Here is a 20358-nt window from a genome sequence, read left to right as displayed (position 1 = left end):
AAGCGTCTTTCCTTGCGGAACCGCTCACCGGTCCGATCCCGGCGGCATCCTGACACTGCGGGACGAAGCCTCCACAATGGACCGGAAGCTCAATCCTTTACGGTGCGCATACCCTGTTCCCGAGGCGCTGGCGCTTTGACGGAAGAACCCGCTGTGATACTGCACTTTTATTGCTAGATTCGCCGTGCGCTGGTTTGAGATCCCACCGTTCGGCCCGTACCCGCGTGAAAGGACGATCGCCGGGACTGCGGTGGCTTGAGACGCCGCCCGCGATTGCGCTGATGCCCGATGCACCTGCACGCAATGGCAGTGCGGTTCATGCACGTCGTCGAAGATGTCGCAAGTGCCGACGACCTCGCGGCGGCGATGGCAGCGATCACCGCCGAGCTCGGTTTCCAGTATTTCGCATTGACGCACCATGTCGACATCGTTGCGGCAAGCAACAGCGCGATCCGGCTGCACAACTATCCGGCACAATGGGCCGACTATTATGACGGCAACGCGCTTGGCGTCACCGACCCGGTCCATCGGGCAAGCCATGTGACGAGCATGGGATTTTGCTGGTCGCGCATGCCCGATATGATTCCGCTCACGGCGTGCGACCGCAAGGTGCTGGCGCTTGGTCGCGATCAGGGAATCGGCGACGGTTTCACAATACCGGCGCATGTCCCAGGCGAAGCGCGCGGCTCCTGTTCGTTCGCCAGCGAAGCGGGCCGGCCGGTGCCCGAGACGATATTGCCGGTGGCGCAACTCGCGGGCAATTTCGCCTTCGAGGCCGCGCGACGCTTGTGGAGCATCCGCGGTCATATGCCGGTCGCACGGCAACGGCCGCTGACCGATCGTCAGCGTGATTGTGTGCTTTGGGTTGCGCATGGCAAGGGCGACTGGGAGATCGCCATCATCCTCGGCATCAGCGAAGAGACGGTCGCGCGCCATATCAAGGACGCCTGCGAGCGTTACGGGGTAAGCAAGCGGACATTGCTGGTGATCCGGGCGCTGTTCGACGGAACGCTGACCTTCACCGACCTCGTCCGCCACTGATATACCCCTTTTCCGGGATAGCGGCGCAGCCTGCTCCTCGCCGACCCTTGGCCGATCACTCGGTCAGGGAGCCACCGACATGCTGCAAGTCCTCCAGTCCACCGGCAGCCCGGCATCGGACGTCACGCTCCGCGCGATGTTCGCCGCGCGCAAATCCGTCTTCGTCGATCTGCTCAAATGGGACGTGCCCGTGCTCGACGATGCCTATGAGGTTGACCAGTTCGACAATATCCATGCCACCTACCTTGTCCTCACCGAAGCGGACGGCACTCATCTCGGATCGGCCCGCCTGCTGCCGACATGGCGCCCACATATTCTCGACAGCCTCTATGCCGAGCTGTGCGAAGCGGTCCCGCCCAAGGGACCGGGCATCTTCGAGATCACGCGCTTCTGCCTCGATCGGCGGCTGAACGCAGCCCAGCGGCGCATCGTGCGCGATACGCTGGTAACGGGACTGGTCGAGCATGCGCTCGCAACCGGTATTACCACCTACACCGCGCTGGCCGAAATCGGCTGGTTCCAGCAAATCCTGGCATTCGGCTGGCGCTGCATGCCGCTGGGTCTCCCAGGGATCGTCGGCGGCACGATGCTGGCAGCGCTTCGCATCGACATCACGCCCGAGACGCCAGGGTTGCTTGCCGCGGCAGGCATCGCGGCAAGGCCGATGCCGTTCGACGGCCGGCGCGTCGCAGCCTGATAGGGAGCATTTCGATGACGGATATGTTCGACCTCGCCGGCGAAATTGCGCGACGCACCGCCGAACTCTCTACCCGGGGCTATTGTCACATCCCGGATGCGTTGCCGCCCGCGGCGGTCGGTGCCCTCGACAATGATCTCGCAGCGCATTTCGCCCGGACGCCATTTGGTCAGGGCGGATTCTACGGCACGACGACCAAGCGATTCGGTCGACTTCTCGTCCGCTCGCCAAAGGCTGCGGCGCTGGTCCAGCACCCCCTGATCCTCGGCATCGTCGAGGCGGTCTTGTCGCCGTGGTGCGACCGGATCCAGCTTAACACCACCCAGGCGATCGCGGTGCATCCGGGCGCGCCGGCGCAGTTGCCGCACCGGGATCAGGACATGTGGCGTGGACCGACCGGCGAGATCGAATATCTCGTCAATGTGATGTGGCCGCTGACGTCCTTTACGCGAGAAAATGGTGCCACGCTGGTCTGGCCGTGCAGCCACGGGCCGCAGGCGCTCAACCCGGAACCCGTCGAGACGCCAGTGGCGGCCGAAATGGAGCCTGGCGGCGCGCTGATCTTTCTCGGGTCGGCGCTGCACGGGGCGGGTGCCAACACCAGCATGGCCGTTCGGCGCGGTCTGGTCATCGGCTATTCGCTCGGGTGGCTCAAACCTTACGAGAATCAGTGGCTCGCTTATCCACCAGAGGTGGCGCGGCATTTTCCGCCAGAACTGGCCGCGCTCGTCGGTTACCGTCAGCACCGCCCCAATCTCGGCAATTATGAGGGCCAGTGTCCTTCGGTCCTGCTCGGCGACGACAGCGATCGTCCGCTGGGCGCAATCGATGCGCTGCGCCCCGATCAACAAGCGATGATCGACGCCTATCTCCAAGAGCAGCGAGCTGCGCCATGAATTCGGGCGCGACCGCGGAACGGGTCCATGAGACATTGAAGGCCCGCATCATGGGCCGCGAATTCAGGCCGGGCGACCGGCTCGACCCGGCGGTCCTGGCGGTTCCGCTGGCATCGAGCGTGACGCCGGTCCGCGACGCCCTTCACCTGCTCACCGGCGAAGGCCTGGTCGAGACGCGCACCGGCGACGGATTCCATGTGCCGGCGCTCGACGAACCGGCGTTGAAAGACTTGTACGACTGGTCCGCCGAACTGATCGCGCTCGCGATTAATGCCTGGCCGCGTCCACACGCTGCAATCGTCCTTCCCCCGCGTGCGCAGGACGGGCACCCGATCGCCGATCGCGTCGCAGAGGCGTTCCTCGCAATTGCCCGGCGCTCGCCGAATGGCGAGCACGCGCGTGCAGTCGATCGTCTCAATGCAAGGCTCCATGCCGTCCGCACGGTTGAAGCCCACGTGCTCGACAATGTGGACGCGGAACTGGCTGCCATGACGGCAGCAGCAGAGGCTGGGGAGCGCAACCTGCTCCGCCGTCTCAACACGGCTTACCACCGTCGACGGCGTCGCGCGGCGGCGGCCATTGTCCGCGCCGTGTACCGGGCCGACTAACGGTCACGATTCCGCTGATCGCCAAACAATCTCGATATAGAATCCGTATAAAGTTCGGATAGCCGGGCGCGCTTCATACACTCCCTGGGCTGCAACTCGCAGCCTGAGAGAAGGAGTGTATCATGGAACGCGAAGACGAAGTCATCGACCTGGGTACCGCGAGCGCCGAGACCAAGGGCCCCGGCGGTCCGGTCGACGATCTGGCGCTCGGAATCTTCCAGACCGGTCTTTCCGACGACTGAAGCGACGGCGCGCAGCCTCGGCTGCGCGCCGTTTCGCTGTTCGCGAAAATGACAGGCTATGCTCTGCGCAAGGGACTGACATTCTGCCGTGTCGACGGCCGTTTCGTGTTCCTCGACTTGCCCCGCGATCGATACTTCTGCCTGAGTCCAATAGCGGACCAGGCATTTCTCGATGTGATTGCCGGAGAGTCGCCCGCGTGGGTCGCGGCGGCGTTGCGGGATGGCCTGCTCCGCGAGGCTGCCGACGACACGCGCCCTGTTGCGTGTATCCCGCCAGCCCCGCCGCGCGGGTCGCTGCACGACAACAACCAGATCGTCAGCCGGACGAGCGTGCTCGGGGCACTCACCCGACGCGCGGCAAGCCGGGTCTGGCTTCGCGCACGCCCGCTCAAGGCGGTGCTGGATCGGGTGCAGGAGCGAAAATCGTCGAGAGCGGACGTGGAATTGTCTGTGGCTCAGATCTCGCGGCTCGCTGCGGCCTATCGTCGCGCCGGAATGCTCGTATCCGCGCATGACCAATGCCTCGCGACTTCGCTCGCGGTCGCCTGGCAGCTCGCCAGCCTCGGGGCAACGCCCCACCTCATCCTGGGTGTGAAGCTGCATCCTTTCCAGGCGCATTGCTGGGTTCAGATGGGCGATGTGGTCGTGAACGACCAGCTCGATGCCGTGCGCCTGTTCACACCGGTCCTGGTCGTGTGATGGCGGGGCAATATCTCGCCGTCCTCGGTGCCGACTCGCCCGATGGAGCCGTCGCGGCAAACCGTGTTCGCGCGCTCTGCAACCGTCGCGCCGACCTGCACATTGTCGTCGATCAGCCCGACTTGCTGCTGATCGCGACGAACGATCTGCCGACGCTCCCGGTCGGACGCGACGAGGGGGCGGTTCTCGGTCAGCTTTACTCAAGAAGCACCGGCGCGCTGGTGAAAAGTCTCGATGGCGGTTGGAAGCACGCGATCCCCGTGTCGAATGGCAGCACACTGACCCAAGAGTTCTGGGGAAGCTACGTCGCATTCGTGCGCGGCGCCCGCTCGCGGCAATGGTCGGTGGTGCGCGCGCCGTTCGGTGCGTTGTCTTGTCTGATGACGCGCCTCGGCACCGCCCTGCTGGTCGCCTCCGACTTGGGGTTGCTCGCGGAGGCAGGCTGGACGCCGCAAGGCGTAGCCTGGGATCAGGTCGCGTCGCATCTCGCCATGCGCGACCTGCGCCGCGCTGCGACCTGCCTCATCGGCGTTGAGGAATTACTGGGCGGCGATCGCATGACTCTGGCAGATGGCAAGGTGGCGATCGACCGGATCTGGACGCCCTGGAAGCAGGCCGAGCGCTGCGGATCGGTGGCCAGTCGCGCCCTCGCCGTGGAGGCCGTCCGACAGGCTGTTCTGAATGCCGTCCGCTCGACCGTTTCGCGCGCTACCCGTCCGCTGCTCCTGCTGTCCGGCGGACTCGATTCTTCGATCGTTGCGGCCTCGCTCTCGGCGCTCGAGCGTCCGTTCAGCTGTCTGAACCTGGCAAGCGCGGGTGCGATCGGCGACGAGCGCGACTATGCGAGGCTCGTCGCCGACGCGCTGGGCGTGGAGCTCTTCGTGGCGCAGTGGGACGTGCGCGACGTCGATGTCACACGCTCGGCTGCCGCAGACATGCCCAATCCGTCTGCGCGCAGTTTTATGCAGGCGTCCGATCATTTGACGAATGCCGCCGCTGCCCGAGCGGGTGCCGACCTGGTGGTCGACGGCGGCGGCGGCGACAATGTCTTTTGCGCGCTGCAATCGGTCGCACCCGTCGCCGACGCGATGCTGCACGGCGAGCCCTTCCGCAGGACGCTGGCTGTGGCGGGCACGATGGCAGGGCTGGCGCAGGCAAGCGTGTCCAACGTGCTGCTGCGCGCTGTCCGTCGTGCCTATCTCCGCTCGGCGGCCTATCGCTGGTCCCCGGAATTGCGCTTTCTGAGCCGGGCAGCGCAATTCGGCGGGAGCGTGGCGGTCGCGCACCCTTGGCTCGAGCCCCCGCGCGGCAGCACCCCCGGCACGGCGGCGCATATTGCGATGGTCGTTGCGGCGCAGAGCTGGGCGGAGGTGGGTGAACCCCGAGCGCTGGCCAGCGCTTCCCCGCTCGTTGCCCAGCCGGTGGTCGAGGCTTGCCTTCGCGTGCCCAGCTGGTGGTGGTTCGCCGAAGGCAGGAATCGCGCCATCGCACGCGAGGCATTCGAAGGGATGCTGCCCGACGAAACGCTGAAGCGGTCGTCAAAGGGGTCGCCGGACAGCTTTGTCGCCGAACTGTTCGAACTGAACCGGCCTATGCTTCGCGCGATGCTGCTGGACGGCAGGCTGCGCGCGGAAGGCATTCTCGATGCACAGGCCGTCGAGCAGGTGCTGGCCGATCCGCGCCCGGCTGTCGGTGCGGATTATCGCCGCATCATGCGACTGGCCGATGTGGAGGCCTGGGCGGCGAACTGGACAGCACCTATTGCTTGACGCGCGCCCGATCGCGGCGATCACGCATTGCCTGCCAGCGTGCGAATTCTTCGCGCCTTTCTGGATCGGGGTCGATGCTGCCGGCGAGCCAGAAGCCGAACCAGTCGAGGTTGCGCGCGTAGATGGCAAGACGGTGCGCGGGCTGCCATTTGATATGATGCTCGCCCGGAAAGAGGTACATGTCGACCGGCTTGCCATGCTCGCGCAGCGCGGTGAACGCCTCCAGGCTCGTTAGATATTCATCGTCCGCCAACTGCATGAGCAAAGGCGTATCAATCGCCGCCGCATTCTGGGCGATCGAGGCCGGTGCCCAGAAGGATCGATCCGACGCCGTGGCCGGCGGGTAGCCGAGCGCGCGCATACGATCGGCATAAGCTGGACCGACGACCGTCATCACGGTCCAGGGTTCGATGCAGCATGAGCTCATCGCCGCCGCTGCGAACCGGTCGGTGTTGATGAGCGCGAACGCGACCGTGCTCGCGCCGTCGCTAAGGCCGGTGATGCCGATCCGCGCGGGATCGGCGATCCCCAGATCGATCACACGCTGCACGCCGTTCGTGACGGCCGACAACAGGCTGCGGCGCTCGCTCCAGCCGCGGGCGTTGGCAGCGTTGATATCCTCATAGGTCTTGAGGGCCGGATTGGCTGCCGCGAAGAAGGGGGGGCGCTCGATGCTGAGCACGGCAAAGCCGCGCGCGGCAAAGGCATGGATCGGATATTCGTCACCGGTCGCACCGCGCAGGAACCCGTTGCTGAAATATTGCGTCACGATCAGCGGGAGGCGGGTGCCCGGGCGGTAATCTGGCGGAAGCACGAGGTCGCCGCGCGCTTCGAGGCCAAGGTCGTTCTTCCAGAACAGTCGGACCACGCGGCCGAGGCGAAGTCGCGAGAATTCCGGGTTCGGATCGTAAAGGAGGCGCGATTGCCCGGTGCGGGGATCGAGGATGACGAGGCGCCGGGGCACCGTCGCTGCCTCGCGCGTGCAGATCAGTTGTACGGCGAAGAGCAAGCAGCCGTCGAGGATATCCGTCGTGGCGAAAACGCGCTTTGGCGGTCCGGCACCCGGCGTCCAGCGATAAAGCGCCATCTCGCCGCGTGCCCAGCCTTCGCGCTGAAGGAACACCAGCGGCCCGCCGCCGGGACGCCACCACATCCCGACGATCTTGCCCGAACACGCACTCGGCGGGCAGGTGACGGTCGCACCGGAGGCGGCGGTTGCCCGCAGGACGAGCGGCCCGAGCGGCGAGGACGATTGCCGTTCGGTCCAGGCGCGCCGCCCGTCCGGTGCGTCCGCCCGCGGATCGGGCGGGACGCCCGGCACACCCTCGGCACTGATGCGCTCCCGCTCGCTCGCGCTGGCCGGGGACAATTCGCGATCCGCCAACCCGATCTTGAAATACGCAAGCGGCGTCGATGCGCTGGGCTGCGGGCTGTTTCCCATGCTCGGTACGAAACGTTGGTCGTAATGGAAGCCGCGACGCGCTTCGCTATCCGCCGCCGAACGCTCGGCAAGCGTTCCAGGGCGGCTTGCGAAGACCAGCCCGGTGCCATCTGAAAGCCAGGCGAACCGCTCGACATCGACCGCCGAGCGGGTGAGCGGATGGCCCGGTCCGCCGGCCAAAGCCACAAGCCAAAGCTGCGTCGTTCCTCGATCTCGCCGCAGATAGGCGATCCAGCGGCCATCGGGCGACCATAAAGGCGTCACGACCTGTGGGAAGCCGGTCCGGGCGAAGAGACCGCGATAGACGCCAACGGACAGGATCGGGTCGCCGCCTTCATCGAGGAGCCTCGGCGCTGCGGCGGGCTTGATGTCGATCACTGCGAGGCCGCGACAGTAGCGGTTGGTGTCAGGATCCGCCCGGCTGATGACAAAAGCGGCGCGCGCTCCATCGGGCGATAGACCGAGTGGGCTTGGCCATCCGAGGATCGATCCGTCGGGCAACCCGATGTCGCGCAGTCGCACGAGATCCTCGGGTGCGACAAGCCGCTGCGGTTGATCGACAGCTTGCTGGCGCGGCAACAGGTCGCATCGCGCCTCGGCTATCAACGGCAGCAGGAGCGCAGCGGCAGTGGTCAGCACACGTCGCCGACGTCGGGGGACGGCCATTACCATTTCTTCGACAGCCCGACGGCGATGAAGCGTCCGACCGGCGAATAGTTGGTCGAGTCGTAGGGCGTATCGTAATAAACCGACGTCGCGATCGTCGTCGGCGTCTCGTCGAAGATGTTCTGGACGGACAGCGACAATTCGATCCCGGCCAGCGGTCCCGCAGCGTTGGCAAAGCGGTACCGCCCCGAGATGTCGACAGTGGACATTCCGCCAATGCGGACTGCGGTCGCCGGGCGCGTGTCGCGGACCTCGCCGATATGGCTGACCGTCGCCGCAATGCTCAGCGGTCCGTTATCCCAGCGGACCATTCCGCGCGCGCGCCAGTGCGGCGGATTGAAAAGCCTGCCGGCCAGGGGTTGAACCGGCTGGGCGGGCGCGAGCTGTTGCTCGCTTTCGAGATAACTCGTGTTGAAGCTCATCTCGATCGAGCCGCGCGCAACCGCCATCCGATAACGCAGCAGCGCATCGACGCCGTGGATCGACTGTCGCCCCGCATTGATGTTCGCGCTGTCGACGATCGCAACGACCCGCGCCGGATCATAGGGTGAGCCCGTGGCGTTGATGAACTGGTCGGCACCGGCGATGAGCGCAGCCTGCTGGCCCGGCGTGGGGTTGAGGGTGATCTGGTCGCGATAAATGGGGTTGGACAAGGCCTGCGAGAGCAGCAGGATCGGATTGACGATGCGATCCACATAACGCGTCGAGAAATAGCTCAGCTCAAGCGTCGCGCCCGCAAGCGAAGGCGGATGGAGTGCGATCGTCGCTGACCAGCTCCTCGCCTTCTCTGGCTTGAGCGCCGGATTGCCCCCCGCCCGTAGCAGCGCGGATGAACCGGACGGATAGCCAATGCCGCCGAAGCTCGTGACCGGATAGAGCAGCGCTTGCCCGACCTGATATTGCTGGATGAAGCTGGGTGCGCGGAACGACCGGCCCCATGTCGCCTTCAGGTCGACGCTGTCCGATGGCGAATAGACGATCCCCAGCTTCGGAGTGACGACCTCGGCCACGCCACGATAGCGCTCATAACGGATCGCACCGCTCAGGTTGAGGTGCCGGATCAGCGGGATCTGCTGATCCGGCGAAATGATTGGCAGGCTCAATTCGCCATAGGCGTAGAAGATGTCCTGCGAGGCATCGATATTCTGGATCGCGCCCGCGCCGCGGAACAGCGCGAAATCGTTGAACCGCACACCCGCCCCAAGCGCGAGTTTTGCCGGTCCGCCCGGAAGCGCGATCAGAGGTCCGTCGGCGGAGAGTTCGCCGGTGGTCGAGCGATTGTCGTAGCGACCGCCAGCGCTACTGGCAAAGGCACCGTTGACAAACGTGTCTCCCCGAAAGGCCGTGCTACTTTCACCAAAGCTGCCGGTGAGGTTCACCCGCCAAGTGTCCAATGCCCAGCGCAGGCTCGCGGCGAGCGCATAGGATTCGGCCTCGAAGCTTTGCGTCGTTCGGCTGGCTGCGAGGTTGCCCGCAAAATTGAGCGGATATGTCGTCGCACTGGTGCGGTGATTATAGAGCGCGTCGGCCTCGATTGAGAGGGCGTCCGTCAGTCGTTGATGACCGCTGGCGGTAACGGCATGGCGCGTGCTCGCGGGGAGCAGCGTGATGCCGGGACGCGAGGCGGCATAATCGCGGTCGGCCGCGCTGATCGCGGTGTTGTCGGCATATTCATAGGTGATGAAGGCGCTGCCGCTGTCCCAGCGACCGCCCGCGATCGCGCCATATTGCTGCTGGAAATTGCCGCCCTCGGTCGAGCCGCCGATGCGCGCGCGTGTCTCGATCCCGTCGAAATCGCGCTTGAGGACGACGTTGACCACCCCGCCAACGGCATCAGAGCCATAGAGCGCCGAAGCGCCGTCGGCGACGATTTCGATGCGGTCGACCGCCGCCAGGGGAATCGCCGAGACATCGACGCCTTGCCGCGCAGAATCATAAGGGAGGCGGCGGCCGTTAAGGATCGTCAGCGTTGCGTCGCTGCCAAGTCCGCGCAGGTTGAACGACGATCCCCCGCCGACATTTCCGCCGGTGCTGGAAGGGACATTGAAGCCCACGCCCGGATTTTGCCCGCCGCCATAACTTTGCGGCACGCTGCGTGCGACCTCGCCAAGGTCCGACTGGCCGGCATCGCGTATTGCTTGCTGGTCCAGCCGGACGACCGGAGACGCCACCGGCGCTCCGCGAATACGGCTGCCGGTCACAACGACTTCAGACTGGTCTGACTGTTGCGCAGTCTCCCGCGAAGCCGAATCCCGCTCGATGATCAGACCCGTAGCGATAACGCGGTAACGCAGGCCCGAGCCGGCAAGCAGGGCGTTCAGCGCCTCTTCGGCAGTGTGATCCCCGTCCAGGGCTGGCGCGTCCTTGCCGCTGACCAGCATGGAAGGCGCGATGATGCTGCGACCGGATGCAATGGCAACTGCGCGCAGCGATTCGGCCAACGACTGTGCCGGAAGGCGGTAGGTCTGTCGCCCGGAGGCTTGCGCTGATGCCGGGGCCGAACCCAGGATCAAGGCGGCCGTGCATGTCGAAATCGAAGTCGCGAACGCTGCGTTGCGCAATATTGCCATCGTCAATTGCCCCTGCGCGACGCCGACGTGGCATCGCTTGGGGGCTTCGACACCAGGGGCGTCGCCTACCCTGGGATTTTCTTTCGGCTATCGACGCCGAGACAGGATGAGGGGGCCGCGATCGGTGAGCGCGACGTCGAGATTGAAGGTTGCCGCCAGCATTTGGGCAAGCTCGCGGGGCTTTGTCGCGGCGAAGGTGCCGGTGAACCGCAACGCGCCCAACTTGGGGTCCGCCAGCCGGATCTGTTGGTCATTGTAGCGGTTCGTGGCTGCCACCACCTGCGCGAGCGGTGCGTCCTCGAAGGACAGCATGCCCGAGGTCCACCGCATGTCCGATTCCCGAAGCGGCACCGGCGATCCAGCCGGGGTTTGCGGCTCGAGGGCAAGCTGCTGGCCAGGACGCAGCAATCGACCCTTGCCGATCGTTTCGCCTGTCCAAGTCACGGCTGTGCGGACCTCGACCGATCCGCGCAGGAGCGACACGGTCATCCGCCGTGCCTGCTGTTCGACATCGAACAAGGTTCCGTGCGCAATGATCAAGCCGCCATCCGACTGGACAACGAATTGCCGCGCCGTGTCATGCGCCACGTCGAATCGAGCACGCCCCCGACGAAGCAACAGTCTTCGTTCGCCAGCCGTATAGGCCACCAGGAGAAGGCTGTCGGTGTCGAGCGTCACGCGCGAGCCATCGGAAAGCGTGGTGGTGCGGATCTCACCGAGCCGGCTGGCGATCTCGGTCGGCTCGACCGGCCCCGGCCAAGGCCCATCGGGCCGCGACATGCCGATGCCTGCAAAGATGACAAGGAGGACGGCCGCCGCCGCTGCGAACGCCATTGCCGACGGGCGCCGATCCGCAGCCCGAGCAGTTTGGCGCCGCGCCGGTTCAGCGGCAGGCGTTTGCGCCGCCAGGGCCATGTTCTCCCAGCTTGCGAGAACCTCGTCATAGATGTCGGCATGTCGCGGATCGGCGGCGTACCAGGCCTCGAAACCCTCATGATGGTCCGCGCTGTCAGGCGCGCGCAAACGCGCCAGCCAGGTGACAGCGGTCGCCCGGATGGTATCGTCCGGGCTGGGTGCCTCCCCGGCCTCGGACGTCAACGCGACCTCAGCACGTGGTCGAGACGCGCGATTGCCTTCGTCATGTGCCATTCGACGCCTTTTACGCTCAATCCCATCCGCTTGGCGATATCGCTATAGCTGACGCCATCGACGCGGTGGGCCAGGAATATCTCGCGGGTCTTCGGACTAAGCCGCATCAGGGCGCCTTGGAGCCGGTTGAGTAGATCACGCGCCTCCAGCGCCGCGATCATGTCTGGCCCGGCGAGCGATTCCTCATCCGCCGGGACGTGCTGGGCGAGCGATCTCTGCAGGGCGGTCCTCGCGCGACTGCGAAGCAGGTTCGTCGCGATACGGTTGAGATAGGCTTCGGGTTGCTCGATCGTCCGGTCCTTCGTCGCCGACGCATCGACGAGGCGGGCGAAGCTCTCCTGCACCAGATCTCCCACATCCTGCCGATCCGTCCGGCGCGCGAAGTAGCGATGCAGCCGCGGCGCCTGAGCCTGGTACAAGTCGTTCAGCGCCAGGACCGATCCGGCCGCAACCCGATCATCGGGCGGCAACGGATCGCCCTCGGCCAGGCGCGGCGAGGTCAATGCGTTCAGAACGTCGGGGATCAGGCGCATCGCGACACTCGATCCCGAGGGTATGGCGGACCACTCGCCCGAAAAAATCTGATCAGTCCAATATCCATCGCCGAATCGCCCGTCTTCGAGGCGACGCCGGCGGAAGCCGGGTGTTGAGAAGCACGCTTGAGTCGTGCGCCGACGCCTTTGGCCGCAAGCGGCTTGGACATGCGCGTCGGCCACCCGGCCGCGTCGATGGCGGGTCATTCTTCCCAAGCGAGGTTCTCAAGCCTCGGCGCCGCCCTCGCGGCACCCGAGCAGACTAACAGCCTGACTCGAAGAAGCAACTCCGGCAGGGTTGGTTGAATGCGCGCCAAATGCCACACTTAGAGGATGTTATCACGTTTCGATCGAGGCACATTCAGACGGGCAGGCTGGGCACGCCTTTCAGATCGGAGCTACACCGTTACGAGCCACGACGGGGCTAGAAGTTGCATGTGTTGAAGTCCCCGTGATCCGCTCATATCTCTGGCGCGCGCACCGGTTCGCAGGTAATGAAAAACGATGGACACGGGCCGCGTGAACCGCCGATCGATCGCCAGCGTGATAGGCCTGCTTGTGCTGGCCTGTCTGCTTGTCCTCAAGTCGCCGCCCGTCTGTGAGATCGTTGCATCGCCGCACGTGACGGACATGGCTGCCTGCCCGGAAATGCCGCGCAAGCCACCGGTGCAAAAATCGGCTTCGCTTGCGTGCGCGGCTCCCTGTTTGCTGGCGAATACCGCGCCCGTCGCTCCGCTGGCGATCAGGCTGGCGCTAAGCACCGTTTACGATCCGTCGAGCGCCGAAACGCTCCGCAGCGTCAACGAAGGCCCCGCACCGCCGCCACCTCGCACCCGTGATCGACCTGCACTCTACTGAATCTGATCAAATCACGGAGACTATCGATGAAGAATCTCAAACTGCTCGGTGCCACCTTGGCGCTCTTGGCCTCGCCTGTTGCCCATGCTGCCGAGGGCATGGATTGCTGCAAGGACATGAAGACCTGTTGCTGCAAGAAAGAGGGCGACAAGCCGGGCTGCTGCGACGACATGAAAAAGGGAACGCCCAGCACGCAGGGCAAGTAACGAATGGGGAGGGAGGCGTCCGCGCCTCTCTCCCTTCCTCAATGACGTGCGAAGACTTTCTGCCCGCCCAATCCAAAGGCAATGACGCTGTAGGGCTGGGCCTTCGCGCCCGGTACTTCCATGCCGGGCGAGCCGATCGGCATTCCGGCCACCGCAAGGCCTTTCACACCCTTCGGTCGCGTCGCGAGCGCGCGCTTCATGTCGGCGATGGGGACATGCCCCTCGAACGCCATGCCGTCGATGATCGCGGTATGACAGGAGGACAACGCCGCAGGCACCCCCGCCTTTTGTGCGAGAGCGGCACGCTGCGGATTGTCGATGATCCGCACTGGTCGCTTGATTTCGCGTTGCGCGATCGCCGCCCATTTTGTGCAACAACCGCAACCCGGATCACGATGCACTACGACGTCGGCGGCGAACGCCGAAGTGGCCACCAACAGCAGAACCGTCGTGGACAGCGGCTTCAAAATCATCATCGTTGCTTCCTAATTTTCCAGCATGCTCTTCATCTGCGCGATCTCCTCGCGCTGTGATTTGATGATCTGTCGGCACAACGATACCAGTTCGCGATCGGTGAGCGATGCCTGCTCACACATCAGGATCGCACCTGAATGGTGCGGAATCATGGATCGGATGAATGCGGTGTCGTCGATCGTAGTCTGAGTTCGGATCAACGCGAAGCTGCCGAAGAACGCGACTGCTGATCCGGCAAGCAGCAACACATTGAGGCGCTTGGACGGAAACATGTCCCGCATCGCCACGATCATCAGCACAACCATCGGTGCGACCATCATCAGCGTCATGTAGAGCATGTTGAGGTTGTTGTAGAAGCTCGACAGCTGGTCGATCATCACGAACATCACCAGATACATGATGACCCCGCTGATGGCGGTTTGCAGTGCGAGGCTGCGATAGGAGGTCATTGCATTCTCCTTTGCCATTTTCGTCGGTCTCCGACCTCAGAACCAGGCCCTGATCCCGACGACGAAGGTGGTTGCCGAAGGGTCTTCGCCGTCAGCGCGGGCGAAGCGCGCGGTGCGGCCGAATTTCGATGAATGCGAGATGCCGATATAGGGCGCGAATTCGCGTACGATCTCATAGCGCAGACGAAGGTCGAACTCGGCATCGGAAAGCCCCGCGCCGATTCCGCTCTCGATTACATCCTGCGCCGCCAGATTGAACTCGACGCGCGGTTGCAGGATAATCCGCTGGGTGATCCGCTGATCGTAGCTGGCGGCGAGGCGTCCCAACACATCGCCCTTGGTCGATACAAACGCATGAGCCTCGACTTCAAACCAATAGGGGGCGAGCCCCTCAACGCCGAACGCTGCATAACTACGCGCCTTGGGCTCGAAATCGTGACGGACGCCGGCCTGCAGGTTAAAATATGGGCCGATGGCGCGGCTGTAGAGCGCCTGCGCCTCGGCGCTTTCAACCGCCTCGCCAAAGCTGCCTTCGCCCTCGGTCTTGACGACTAGCCGATCGATGTCGCCGCCGAACCAGCCTTCCCCTTCCCACCGATAGCCCTCGCGCCCCTTGCGGATTTGCAGCTCGGCAATGTCCAGCATGATTTGGCTGAACGTGCCGCCGCCATGCTCGCTGCGCAGTGCCTTGCGCGCGCCGGTCATCGCCTCGCGCCCCCAGACACGGTCGGCATAGTTCGGCTCGGGCGCGGCGGGTGCCGGAGCGTTTCCGGCGGGCAGCGCGGTCCCGCCGCTGCCGGTGCTCGGTGCATCGGCGGCCATATCAGGCATTGCCGAGCTATCGTCATCGGATTTCTCGGGCGCAGCGGGGGCTGCACCCGCGGGTGTGCAATGCCCCATTGCCGCATGTTCAGGTGGGCAGGCCGGGTCGGTGGCCGGTGCCGCCTGCGCCGGTTTCGCGGGTGCCGCTATTGCAGCTGGCTTTGCTGCCGGTGTCGACGTCGGACGCGGCTTCGCTACCGGCTTTGGCTTGGGCGCGGTTTTCGCCGGCATCTTCATGCCGGGCATTTTCGAGTGATCCATCGTCTGCGCGGCGACGGGGGCGGCCAGTGCGATGGCGGCGGCGGCGGTGGCGAGCGACAACATCTTCATGCCCCCTCTCCTCCGCGCGGTCGGACGGTGACGACCTGCATCATTCCCGCATGCATGTGATAGAGCATGTGGCAGTGAAACGCCCAGTCGCCGACCGCGTCGGTGGTGACGTCAAAGGTCACCGTGCCGCCCGGCTGCACCTGCACCGTATGTTTGCGCGGCGCATATTCGCCATGCCCCGTCACCAGCTCGAAGAAATGGCCGTGGAGATGGATCGGGTGGCCCATCATCGTGTCGTTGACGAGGGTCACGCGCACCCGCTCGTCCTGCAGAAACGGGATCGGATTCTTGACCTCGTTCAGCTTCTCCCCGTCGAACGCCCACATGTAACGTTCCATATTGCCGGTGAGGTGGATGCGCATCGCCCGGTCCGGGGCACGCACATCGGGGTTGCGGTCCACCGCGATCAGATCACGATAGACCAGCACCTTGTGCCCGACATCCGCCAGCCCCTGTCCGGGCTCGCCGGTGCGGTCCATCGGCATCGGTGAGATCGTCTGGACCGTCGGCGTTTTCTTGACGCCGGGCGCGACGGCGAAATCGCGCATCGAATGGTCCATACCGGCCATGCCGCCACCAGCTTCTGCCGCACCGCCTGCTGCGGGCGTGCAATGTCCCATCGCGGCGTGTTCGGGCGGGCAATCCCCGGCACCCGGTGTGGCGGCCGCGCCCGCCATCGCGCCGTGATCCATGCCGCCCATTCCCATATCCTTCATGGTGGCGATCGGCCGTTTGCGCAAAGGCGGCACCGCCGCCGCCATTCCCGCGCGCGGGGCGAGCGTAGCGCGTGCCATGCCGGAGCGATCGACGCTCTCGCCGACCAGCGTATAAGCGCGGTCGTCGGACGGCTCGACGATGACGTCATAGGTTTCCGCGACGGCGATCTGGAACTCGTCCACCTGCACCGGGCGCACATTCAACCCGTCGGCCTGGACGATCGTCAGCTTCAACCCCGGAATGCGGACGTTGAAGGTGGTCATCGCCGATGCGTTGACGACGCGCAGCCGCACCCGCTCTCCGGGCGTGAACAATGCGGTCCAGTTGTCGCGGGGGCCATGACCGTTGACCAGATAGCTATAGGTCGAACCGGTCACGTCGGACACGTCGGTGGGATCCATGCGCATCTTGCCCCAATCGAGGCGATCCTTCGCCGACTGGCCCTCGCCGCGCAATTGATCGGCCAGCGTCTGCTTCTGATAGTTGAAATAGCCGCCCTGCTGTTTGAGCTTCTTGAAGATGATGTGCGGGTGCATCTCGCTATGGTCGGACAGCACGACGACATGTTCGCGGTCGGAAGCTATCGGGTCCGTGCCTGCCGGATCGATCACGATCGGGCCGTAATGGCCAAGCTGCTCCTGCAATCCCGAATGGCTGTGATACCAATAGGTGCCGGCCTGCTTGACCGGAAACTCATAGGTGAAGGTCGAGCGCGGCTTGATGCCGGGAAAGCTGACGCCCGGTACGCCGTCCATATGAAACGGCAGAATCAGGCCGTGCCAGTGGATCGAGCTGTCCTCGTCGAGCGCATTCTCAACGTGCAGCCGGACGTTCTGCCCCTCGCGCAGCCGGATCAGCGGACCCGGGATCGTGCCGTTGATGCCGATCGCGTGGCTTTCGCGCCCGTCGATCGTCATCATCTGGTGCGCGATGCGCAGGCGGATATCCTCGCCGGATACGCTCGGCAGCGCCTGGACGATGCCGGCCGACACCGGCTGTGCCCACGCCGGAAACCACGGGGCGAGGGCAAGCGAGCCGCCGCCAAGGGTGGCTCCGCGCAGCAGATTACGACGGCTTAGCAACAGCGACATGTGATGTAAGGCTCCGATGACGTTACCCGCTTTACGCAGAAGATCGGTTTGACCCTCATCCCGATCGGCAAAAGACCGCCCGGATCAACCCGTGTATCAAATCCGGGCAGGCTGTCCGTCGGAGAAGAACGCGCGGACCCTGGCCGTGTGCCGTTCGGTGTACCGTGCGAACAGCGCCGACAGCAAGATCGCCACCACAAGCACCATGACGACAAGCACGATGCTCGCTCCGGTCGCGGGCAAACGCTTGTCGTCGAGCAACAACGCAGCGGCAAAGGCGATGACCGGGAAATGCAGGACATAGAGCGAGAAGCTCGCCTGCGCGCCATACTCGGCGAATGGCCTCAGCCAGCGCGGCGCGCGCAGTTCGACGCGCAGCAACGTGTAGAGTAGCACTGCGAACGTAATCGCCAGCGGCAGCTCGACATCACCTAGCCCGAAGAGTCGCGAATAGATCAGGGTTCCGAGGAACGGGACACTAGCAACGATCAGCCACAGGCGGCGTAATGGCTGCAAGCTCTGACCCCCGGAACGGCGGGTCGCCCAGAACAATGCCGCCCCGCAAAGCCAGCAGGCAAAGCCAACCAGCATATTCGGCACGACCCAGGCAAGGAGCAGGGTGGCGAGCAGCGGCGACGGGCGTCGCCTGCGCCAGCTGACCCACAATGCCGGAAACCAGATATAGAACCAGAATTCATACGCCAGGCTCCACAACGGACCGTTGGTGCCGAACGGAGCCACGGCAATGCTTTGAAGAAACAGGATGTTGCCGAGGAGGGTCTGCCATCCCAGTCGCTCCGCGAGGTTATTGTTCAGCACATAGGTGTCGGTCGCGCCGGTGTGGGTCGAGGACTCAAGGCCATAGAGGCCAATTGCGTCCAAGATACCGCCGATCGCAAGCGCAGGCAGCACAACGACCAGCAACCGCGCGAGCCGGTCGATCGCATAGCCCGTCCAAGCCCAGCCTGCAGTCATCCGCCGGTCGACGCTCTTTGTGATCCAGTAACCGCTGAGGACGAAGAACAGGATGACGCTGGCATGGGCGAAACCTGCTAGAAAATAACCTGCCGAGGCAATCGTCGTGGCCTGTCCCGGATAATCGGCGATCAGGAGATACCAAGCATGGGCGAACGCCACCGTCACCGCCAGCACGCACCGCAGAGCGTCCATGACGACGAAAGCCCCACCTGCCCGCGTCTCTACACCGCCGTCGCGCGCCGGCGGATCGCCGCCGCCGTCTGTTTGGTCCACCGCCCCCATGCCGGTAATACGACGCCCGGGCGCGCATCCCTTGCGCGATCTGCAAGATTTCTACGGCGACGCTCTATGACAGCGACGCAGTCAGCCGCTGACGTGCGCGATACAGGCGCGTCTCGACCGCCTTTTCGCTGATCCCAAGCGTCTCGGCGGTCTCAGCCTGGCTCAGCCCCTCGATCGTGCGGAGCACCAGTGTCTCGCGCAGATTGCCCGGCAGCTCGGCGATGGCAGCCGTGACCTGCCGCAACTCCTGGCGATCGGCGGTCGCGGTTTCGATCGACGGCGTTGTGTCGGCGGTGTCGGCGGCATGGTCGAGAGGAAGCACGACCGAGATCAGGCGGCGTATCGCCCGGCGGCGGCGCAAGTCGCGCGCCTTGTTGATCGCGATGCGCGACAACCAGGGGCGCATCGACCGCGCCATGTCGTAACGCCGCAGCGCGCGATGCGCGGCGACGAAGGCTTCCTGCACGATGTCGAGCGCTTCGTCGTCGTCACCGACGATGCGCGCGACGAGCCGATGCAGTGGATCCTTGTGACGGCGCACGATTTCGGCGAACGCCAGCTGACTTCCACCAAGGCACAGGGCGACCAGCTCGCCGTCCGTGCGGTCGGCAAGTGCGTCGTTCACCGTGCGTCTTCGGTCAGTGCCTTGGTCACTGCGGCGTCAAACTTCGCCGCCTGATCAGGTTTGAGCAGCGCCCGCATTGCAAAGATATGGGCCAGCGTTTCCTTCTGGAGTTCACCCATCGTGCGGTGCGAAGCATCGACTGCGGCGGCGACGCGCGGGCCATTGCCATGCTCGGCGGTGATGGCTTCCGCAAGCCGCGCATTCTCGGCCTTCATTTCGAGTTCGAGCGCGCGACGGCGCACGGCAAAGGCTTCCTCAAGTACATGCAGCTGCCGTTCCTGCGTCGCGTCCAGACTCAGTTGGTCGTGCAGGACGGCATGGAGTTCCGCTCCGGGCTGGGCTGTAGGTTGGATGACGTATCGCCCGACGACCACCCCGAAAAGCGCGGCCAGGAAAGCCAGAAATACGATAACCCAGGTGCGCCTTGTGTTCATCGCGTCGCGCCCAGCAATGTCGATGGCGCGAGCGGACTGGACGCGCCCAAAGGCGACAGCACCGGCGCGGCCTGCGCATCGGTCGATGGAACGACGTTGCTGAGAACGCCGAGCGCCAGTGCGAGGCCCATCGCTCCCAATGTCGCGCCAGCCCCAATACCAGCAACCGGCTGTTGCGCGATCGCATTCAGGACTCGGTCTTCCAGACCCGCCAGACCCCGATGCGGCGTTCCTGTCGCCAGCCGCTGAAGGGCATCGTCGATATTGGTTTGCATGACTGCCTCGTAATCCGCTGCTTCCCATACGTATGAGAATGCACGATCCCTCAACTACGCCGGTTTGAGGGGTAAAAACCGGTACTGCGTATTGGGAACATATCACAGGAGTTCGAGATGAAGTTCAATCCATTCGCCGCCGCCCTCGCCGCCCTCGCCATGGTGCTGATCCCTACCACCGCGTTCGCACATCCCAAGCTGGTCACAGCGACGCCCGCCGCGAACGCAACGGTCGCGCGCACGACGACGATCACGCTGACCTTCAGCGAGCGCCTGACGCCCAAGCTTTCCACTGCCACGCTGATCATGACCGGGATGCCGGGAATGGCGAACCATCCCGACATGAAGATGGCGGGCGTCACCAGCGCCGTTTCCGCCGATGGCAAGTCGATCATCCTCACCTCGGCCAAACCGCTGCCTGCGGGCAGCTACCGCGCTGACTGGGTCGTGATTGGCGCGGACACGCATCGCATCACCGGCCAGCACAGCTTCAGCGTCCGCTGATC

At 64.7% G+C, this 20358-nt stretch carries 22 protein-coding genes; 10 read left to right on the top strand and 12 right to left on the bottom strand.

The annotated features are described in order from the left end of the window. The first annotated feature begins 303 nt into the window (after nt 1–303). The 7 genes from ACO05N_RS08100 to ACO05N_RS08070 all read left to right on the top strand — a co-directional run bounded on the left by ACO05N_RS08100 (nt 304) and on the right by ACO05N_RS08070 (nt 5952). Complete coding sequence (locus ACO05N_RS08100; RefSeq protein ID WP_422056631.1) at nt 304–1041, top strand: LuxR family transcriptional regulator; 738 nt, start codon at nt 304–306, stop codon at nt 1039–1041. Nucleotides 1042–1120: 79 nt separating this feature from the next. Then, complete coding sequence (locus ACO05N_RS08095; RefSeq protein WP_310037795.1) at nt 1121–1738, top strand: acyl-homoserine-lactone synthase; 618 nt, start codon at nt 1121–1123, stop codon at nt 1736–1738. 14 nt (nt 1739–1752) lie between these two features. Next, on the top strand, nt 1753–2634 hold the full coding sequence (locus ACO05N_RS08090; protein WP_310037796.1) for a phytanoyl-CoA dioxygenase family protein: 882 nt from the start codon (nt 1753–1755) through the stop codon (nt 2632–2634). Then, nucleotides 2631–3242: a GntR family transcriptional regulator gene (locus ACO05N_RS08085; protein ID WP_310037797.1), complete on the top strand. Its 612-nt coding sequence runs from the start codon at nt 2631–2633 to the stop codon at nt 3240–3242. Before ACO05N_RS08090 ends, ACO05N_RS08085 begins: the two co-directional genes overlap by 4 nt. A gap of 122 nt (nt 3243–3364) precedes the next feature. Next, entirely contained in the window at nt 3365–3484 is a 120-nt protein-coding gene (locus ACO05N_RS08080; protein ID WP_257844696.1) for a benenodin family lasso peptide, read from the top strand. A 48-nt stretch (nt 3485–3532) separates the two neighbouring features. Beyond that, a complete protein-coding gene (locus ACO05N_RS08075; protein ID WP_310037798.1) occupies nt 3533–4183 on the top strand; it encodes a lasso peptide biosynthesis B2 protein in 651 nt (216 codons plus the stop codon). Further along, nucleotides 4183–5952, top strand: coding sequence for an asparagine synthase-related protein (locus ACO05N_RS08070; RefSeq protein WP_310037801.1), 1770 nt, complete (start codon nt 4183–4185; stop codon nt 5950–5952). The genes ACO05N_RS08075 and ACO05N_RS08070 overlap by 1 nt, the downstream gene beginning before the upstream one ends. On the opposite strand, the gene ACO05N_RS08065 is transcribed toward ACO05N_RS08070, so the two are convergent. From ACO05N_RS08065 to ACO05N_RS08050, 4 genes are all read right to left on the bottom strand, one after another. Then, nucleotides 5942–8032, bottom strand: coding sequence for an Atxe2 family lasso peptide isopeptidase (locus ACO05N_RS08065; RefSeq protein ID WP_422056630.1), 2091 nt, complete (start codon nt 8030–8032; stop codon nt 5942–5944). The two genes, ACO05N_RS08070 and ACO05N_RS08065, sit on opposite strands and share 11 nt — an antisense overlap. 26 nt (nt 8033–8058) lie before the next feature. After that, complete coding sequence (locus ACO05N_RS08060; protein WP_310037806.1) at nt 8059–10629, bottom strand: TonB-dependent receptor; 2571 nt, start codon at nt 10627–10629, stop codon at nt 8059–8061. Between the two features lie 87 nt (nt 10630–10716). Next, nucleotides 10717–11778, bottom strand: coding sequence for a FecR family protein (locus ACO05N_RS08055; RefSeq protein ID WP_310037807.1), 1062 nt, complete (start codon nt 11776–11778; stop codon nt 10717–10719). Further along, a complete protein-coding gene (locus tag ACO05N_RS08050; protein WP_310037809.1) occupies nt 11724–12311 on the bottom strand; it encodes an RNA polymerase sigma factor in 588 nt (195 codons plus the stop codon). The genes ACO05N_RS08055 and ACO05N_RS08050 overlap by 55 nt, the downstream gene beginning before the upstream one ends. Nucleotides 12312–12815: 504 nt before the next feature. Between ACO05N_RS08050 and ACO05N_RS08045 the strand changes: the two genes are divergently transcribed. Together ACO05N_RS08045 and ACO05N_RS08040 are read left to right on the top strand one after the other, a co-directional pair. After that, nucleotides 12816–13169 (top strand): hypothetical protein, encoded by a 354-nt coding sequence (locus ACO05N_RS08045; RefSeq protein WP_310037811.1) that lies wholly within the window; start codon nt 12816–12818, stop codon nt 13167–13169. A 26-nt stretch (nt 13170–13195) separates the two neighbouring features. Further along, nucleotides 13196–13375, top strand: coding sequence for a hypothetical protein (locus ACO05N_RS08040; RefSeq protein ID WP_310037813.1), 180 nt, complete (start codon nt 13196–13198; stop codon nt 13373–13375). Between the two features lie 38 nt (nt 13376–13413). Here the strand turns inward: ACO05N_RS08040 and ACO05N_RS08035 are convergent, their stop codons facing one another. From ACO05N_RS08035 to ACO05N_RS08000, 8 genes are all read right to left on the bottom strand, one after another. After that, nucleotides 13414–13848 carry a DUF411 domain-containing protein gene (locus tag ACO05N_RS08035; RefSeq protein ID WP_405052902.1) on the bottom strand — a complete coding sequence of 145 codons (435 nt, stop codon included), beginning with the start codon at nt 13846–13848 and terminating at the stop codon, nt 13414–13416. 12 nt (nt 13849–13860) lie between these two features. Then, on the bottom strand, nt 13861–14298 hold the full coding sequence (locus ACO05N_RS08030) for a DUF305 domain-containing protein (protein ID WP_422056629.1): 438 nt from the start codon (nt 14296–14298) through the stop codon (nt 13861–13863). 36 nt (nt 14299–14334) lie between these two features. Continuing rightward, nucleotides 14335–15450, bottom strand: coding sequence for a copper resistance protein B (locus ACO05N_RS08025; RefSeq protein WP_310037819.1), 1116 nt, complete (start codon nt 15448–15450; stop codon nt 14335–14337). Next, on the bottom strand, nt 15447–17258 hold the full coding sequence (locus ACO05N_RS08020) for a copper resistance system multicopper oxidase (protein ID WP_310037821.1): 1812 nt from the start codon (nt 17256–17258) through the stop codon (nt 15447–15449). Before ACO05N_RS08020 ends, ACO05N_RS08025 begins: the two co-directional genes overlap by 4 nt. A gap of 96 nt (nt 17259–17354) precedes the next feature. Then, nucleotides 17355–18428 (bottom strand): acyltransferase family protein, encoded by a 1074-nt coding sequence (locus tag ACO05N_RS08015; protein ID WP_422056628.1) that lies wholly within the window; start codon nt 18426–18428, stop codon nt 17355–17357. Between the two features lie 154 nt (nt 18429–18582). Further along, nucleotides 18583–19143: an RNA polymerase sigma factor gene (locus tag ACO05N_RS08010; RefSeq protein ID WP_310037826.1), complete on the bottom strand. Its 561-nt coding sequence runs from the start codon at nt 19141–19143 to the stop codon at nt 18583–18585. Continuing rightward, nucleotides 19140–19577 carry a periplasmic heavy metal sensor gene (locus tag ACO05N_RS08005; RefSeq protein ID WP_310037829.1) on the bottom strand — a complete coding sequence of 146 codons (438 nt, stop codon included), beginning with the start codon at nt 19575–19577 and terminating at the stop codon, nt 19140–19142. The genes ACO05N_RS08010 and ACO05N_RS08005 overlap by 4 nt, the downstream gene beginning before the upstream one ends. Then, nucleotides 19574–19852: a hypothetical protein gene (locus tag ACO05N_RS08000; RefSeq protein ID WP_310037831.1), complete on the bottom strand. Its 279-nt coding sequence runs from the start codon at nt 19850–19852 to the stop codon at nt 19574–19576. The genes ACO05N_RS08005 and ACO05N_RS08000 overlap by 4 nt, the downstream gene beginning before the upstream one ends. A 117-nt stretch (nt 19853–19969) precedes the next feature. Between ACO05N_RS08000 and copC the strand changes: the two genes are divergently transcribed. Then, on the top strand, nt 19970–20356 hold the full coding sequence (gene copC / locus ACO05N_RS07995) for a copper homeostasis periplasmic binding protein CopC (RefSeq protein WP_310037833.1): 387 nt from the start codon (nt 19970–19972) through the stop codon (nt 20354–20356). Nucleotides 20357–20358: the final 2 nt, after the last annotated feature.

Source organism: Sphingomonas sp. (assembly GCF_965227385.1).
GTDB lineage: Bacteria > Pseudomonadota > Alphaproteobacteria > Sphingomonadales > Sphingomonadaceae > Sphingomonas.
The sequence above is the reverse complement of the archived record's forward strand: the minus strand, read 5'-3'. Positions and strand labels throughout refer to the sequence as shown.

Excerpts from the sequence above, each read along its gene's own strand:
- ACO05N_RS08100 (WP_422056631.1), top strand. The coding sequence starts at position 304 with ATGGCAGTGCGGTTCATGCACGTCGTCGAAGATGTCGCAAGTGCCGAC.
- ACO05N_RS08020 (WP_310037821.1), bottom strand. The coding sequence starts at position 17,258 with ATGTCGCTGTTGCTAAGCCGTCGTAATCTGCTGCGCGGAGCCACCCTT.
- ACO05N_RS08045 (WP_310037811.1), top strand. The coding sequence starts at position 12,816 with ATGGACACGGGCCGCGTGAACCGCCGATCGATCGCCAGCGTGATAGGC.
- ACO05N_RS08015 (WP_422056628.1), bottom strand. The coding sequence starts at position 18,428 with ATGGACGCTCTGCGGTGCGTGCTGGCGGTGACGGTGGCGTTCGCCCAT.
- ACO05N_RS08080 (WP_257844696.1), top strand. The coding sequence starts at position 3,365 with ATGGAACGCGAAGACGAAGTCATCGACCTGGGTACCGCGAGCGCCGAG.
- ACO05N_RS08050 (WP_310037809.1), bottom strand. The coding sequence starts at position 12,311 with ATGCGCCTGATCCCCGACGTTCTGAACGCATTGACCTCGCCGCGCCTG.
- ACO05N_RS08095 (WP_310037795.1), top strand. The coding sequence starts at position 1,121 with ATGCTGCAAGTCCTCCAGTCCACCGGCAGCCCGGCATCGGACGTCACG.
- ACO05N_RS08090 (WP_310037796.1), top strand. The coding sequence starts at position 1,753 with ATGACGGATATGTTCGACCTCGCCGGCGAAATTGCGCGACGCACCGCC.
- ACO05N_RS08060 (WP_310037806.1), bottom strand. The coding sequence starts at position 10,629 with ATGGCAATATTGCGCAACGCAGCGTTCGCGACTTCGATTTCGACATGC.
- ACO05N_RS08025 (WP_310037819.1), bottom strand. The coding sequence starts at position 15,450 with ATGAAGATGTTGTCGCTCGCCACCGCCGCCGCCGCCATCGCACTGGCC.
- ACO05N_RS08030 (WP_422056629.1), bottom strand. The coding sequence starts at position 14,298 with ATGACCTCCTATCGCAGCCTCGCACTGCAAACCGCCATCAGCGGGGTC.
- ACO05N_RS08040 (WP_310037813.1), top strand. The coding sequence starts at position 13,196 with ATGAAGAATCTCAAACTGCTCGGTGCCACCTTGGCGCTCTTGGCCTCG.
- ACO05N_RS08055 (WP_310037807.1), bottom strand. The coding sequence starts at position 11,778 with ATGGCACATGACGAAGGCAATCGCGCGTCTCGACCACGTGCTGAGGTC.
- ACO05N_RS08075 (WP_310037798.1), top strand. The coding sequence starts at position 3,533 with ATGACAGGCTATGCTCTGCGCAAGGGACTGACATTCTGCCGTGTCGAC.
- ACO05N_RS08000 (WP_310037831.1), bottom strand. The coding sequence starts at position 19,852 with ATGCAAACCAATATCGACGATGCCCTTCAGCGGCTGGCGACAGGAACG.
- ACO05N_RS08085 (WP_310037797.1), top strand. The coding sequence starts at position 2,631 with ATGAATTCGGGCGCGACCGCGGAACGGGTCCATGAGACATTGAAGGCC.
- copC (WP_310037833.1), top strand. The coding sequence starts at position 19,970 with ATGAAGTTCAATCCATTCGCCGCCGCCCTCGCCGCCCTCGCCATGGTG.
- ACO05N_RS08005 (WP_310037829.1), bottom strand. The coding sequence starts at position 19,577 with ATGAACACAAGGCGCACCTGGGTTATCGTATTTCTGGCTTTCCTGGCC.
- ACO05N_RS08070 (WP_310037801.1), top strand. The coding sequence starts at position 4,183 with ATGGCGGGGCAATATCTCGCCGTCCTCGGTGCCGACTCGCCCGATGGA.
- ACO05N_RS08035 (WP_405052902.1), bottom strand. The coding sequence starts at position 13,848 with ATGATTTTGAAGCCGCTGTCCACGACGGTTCTGCTGTTGGTGGCCACT.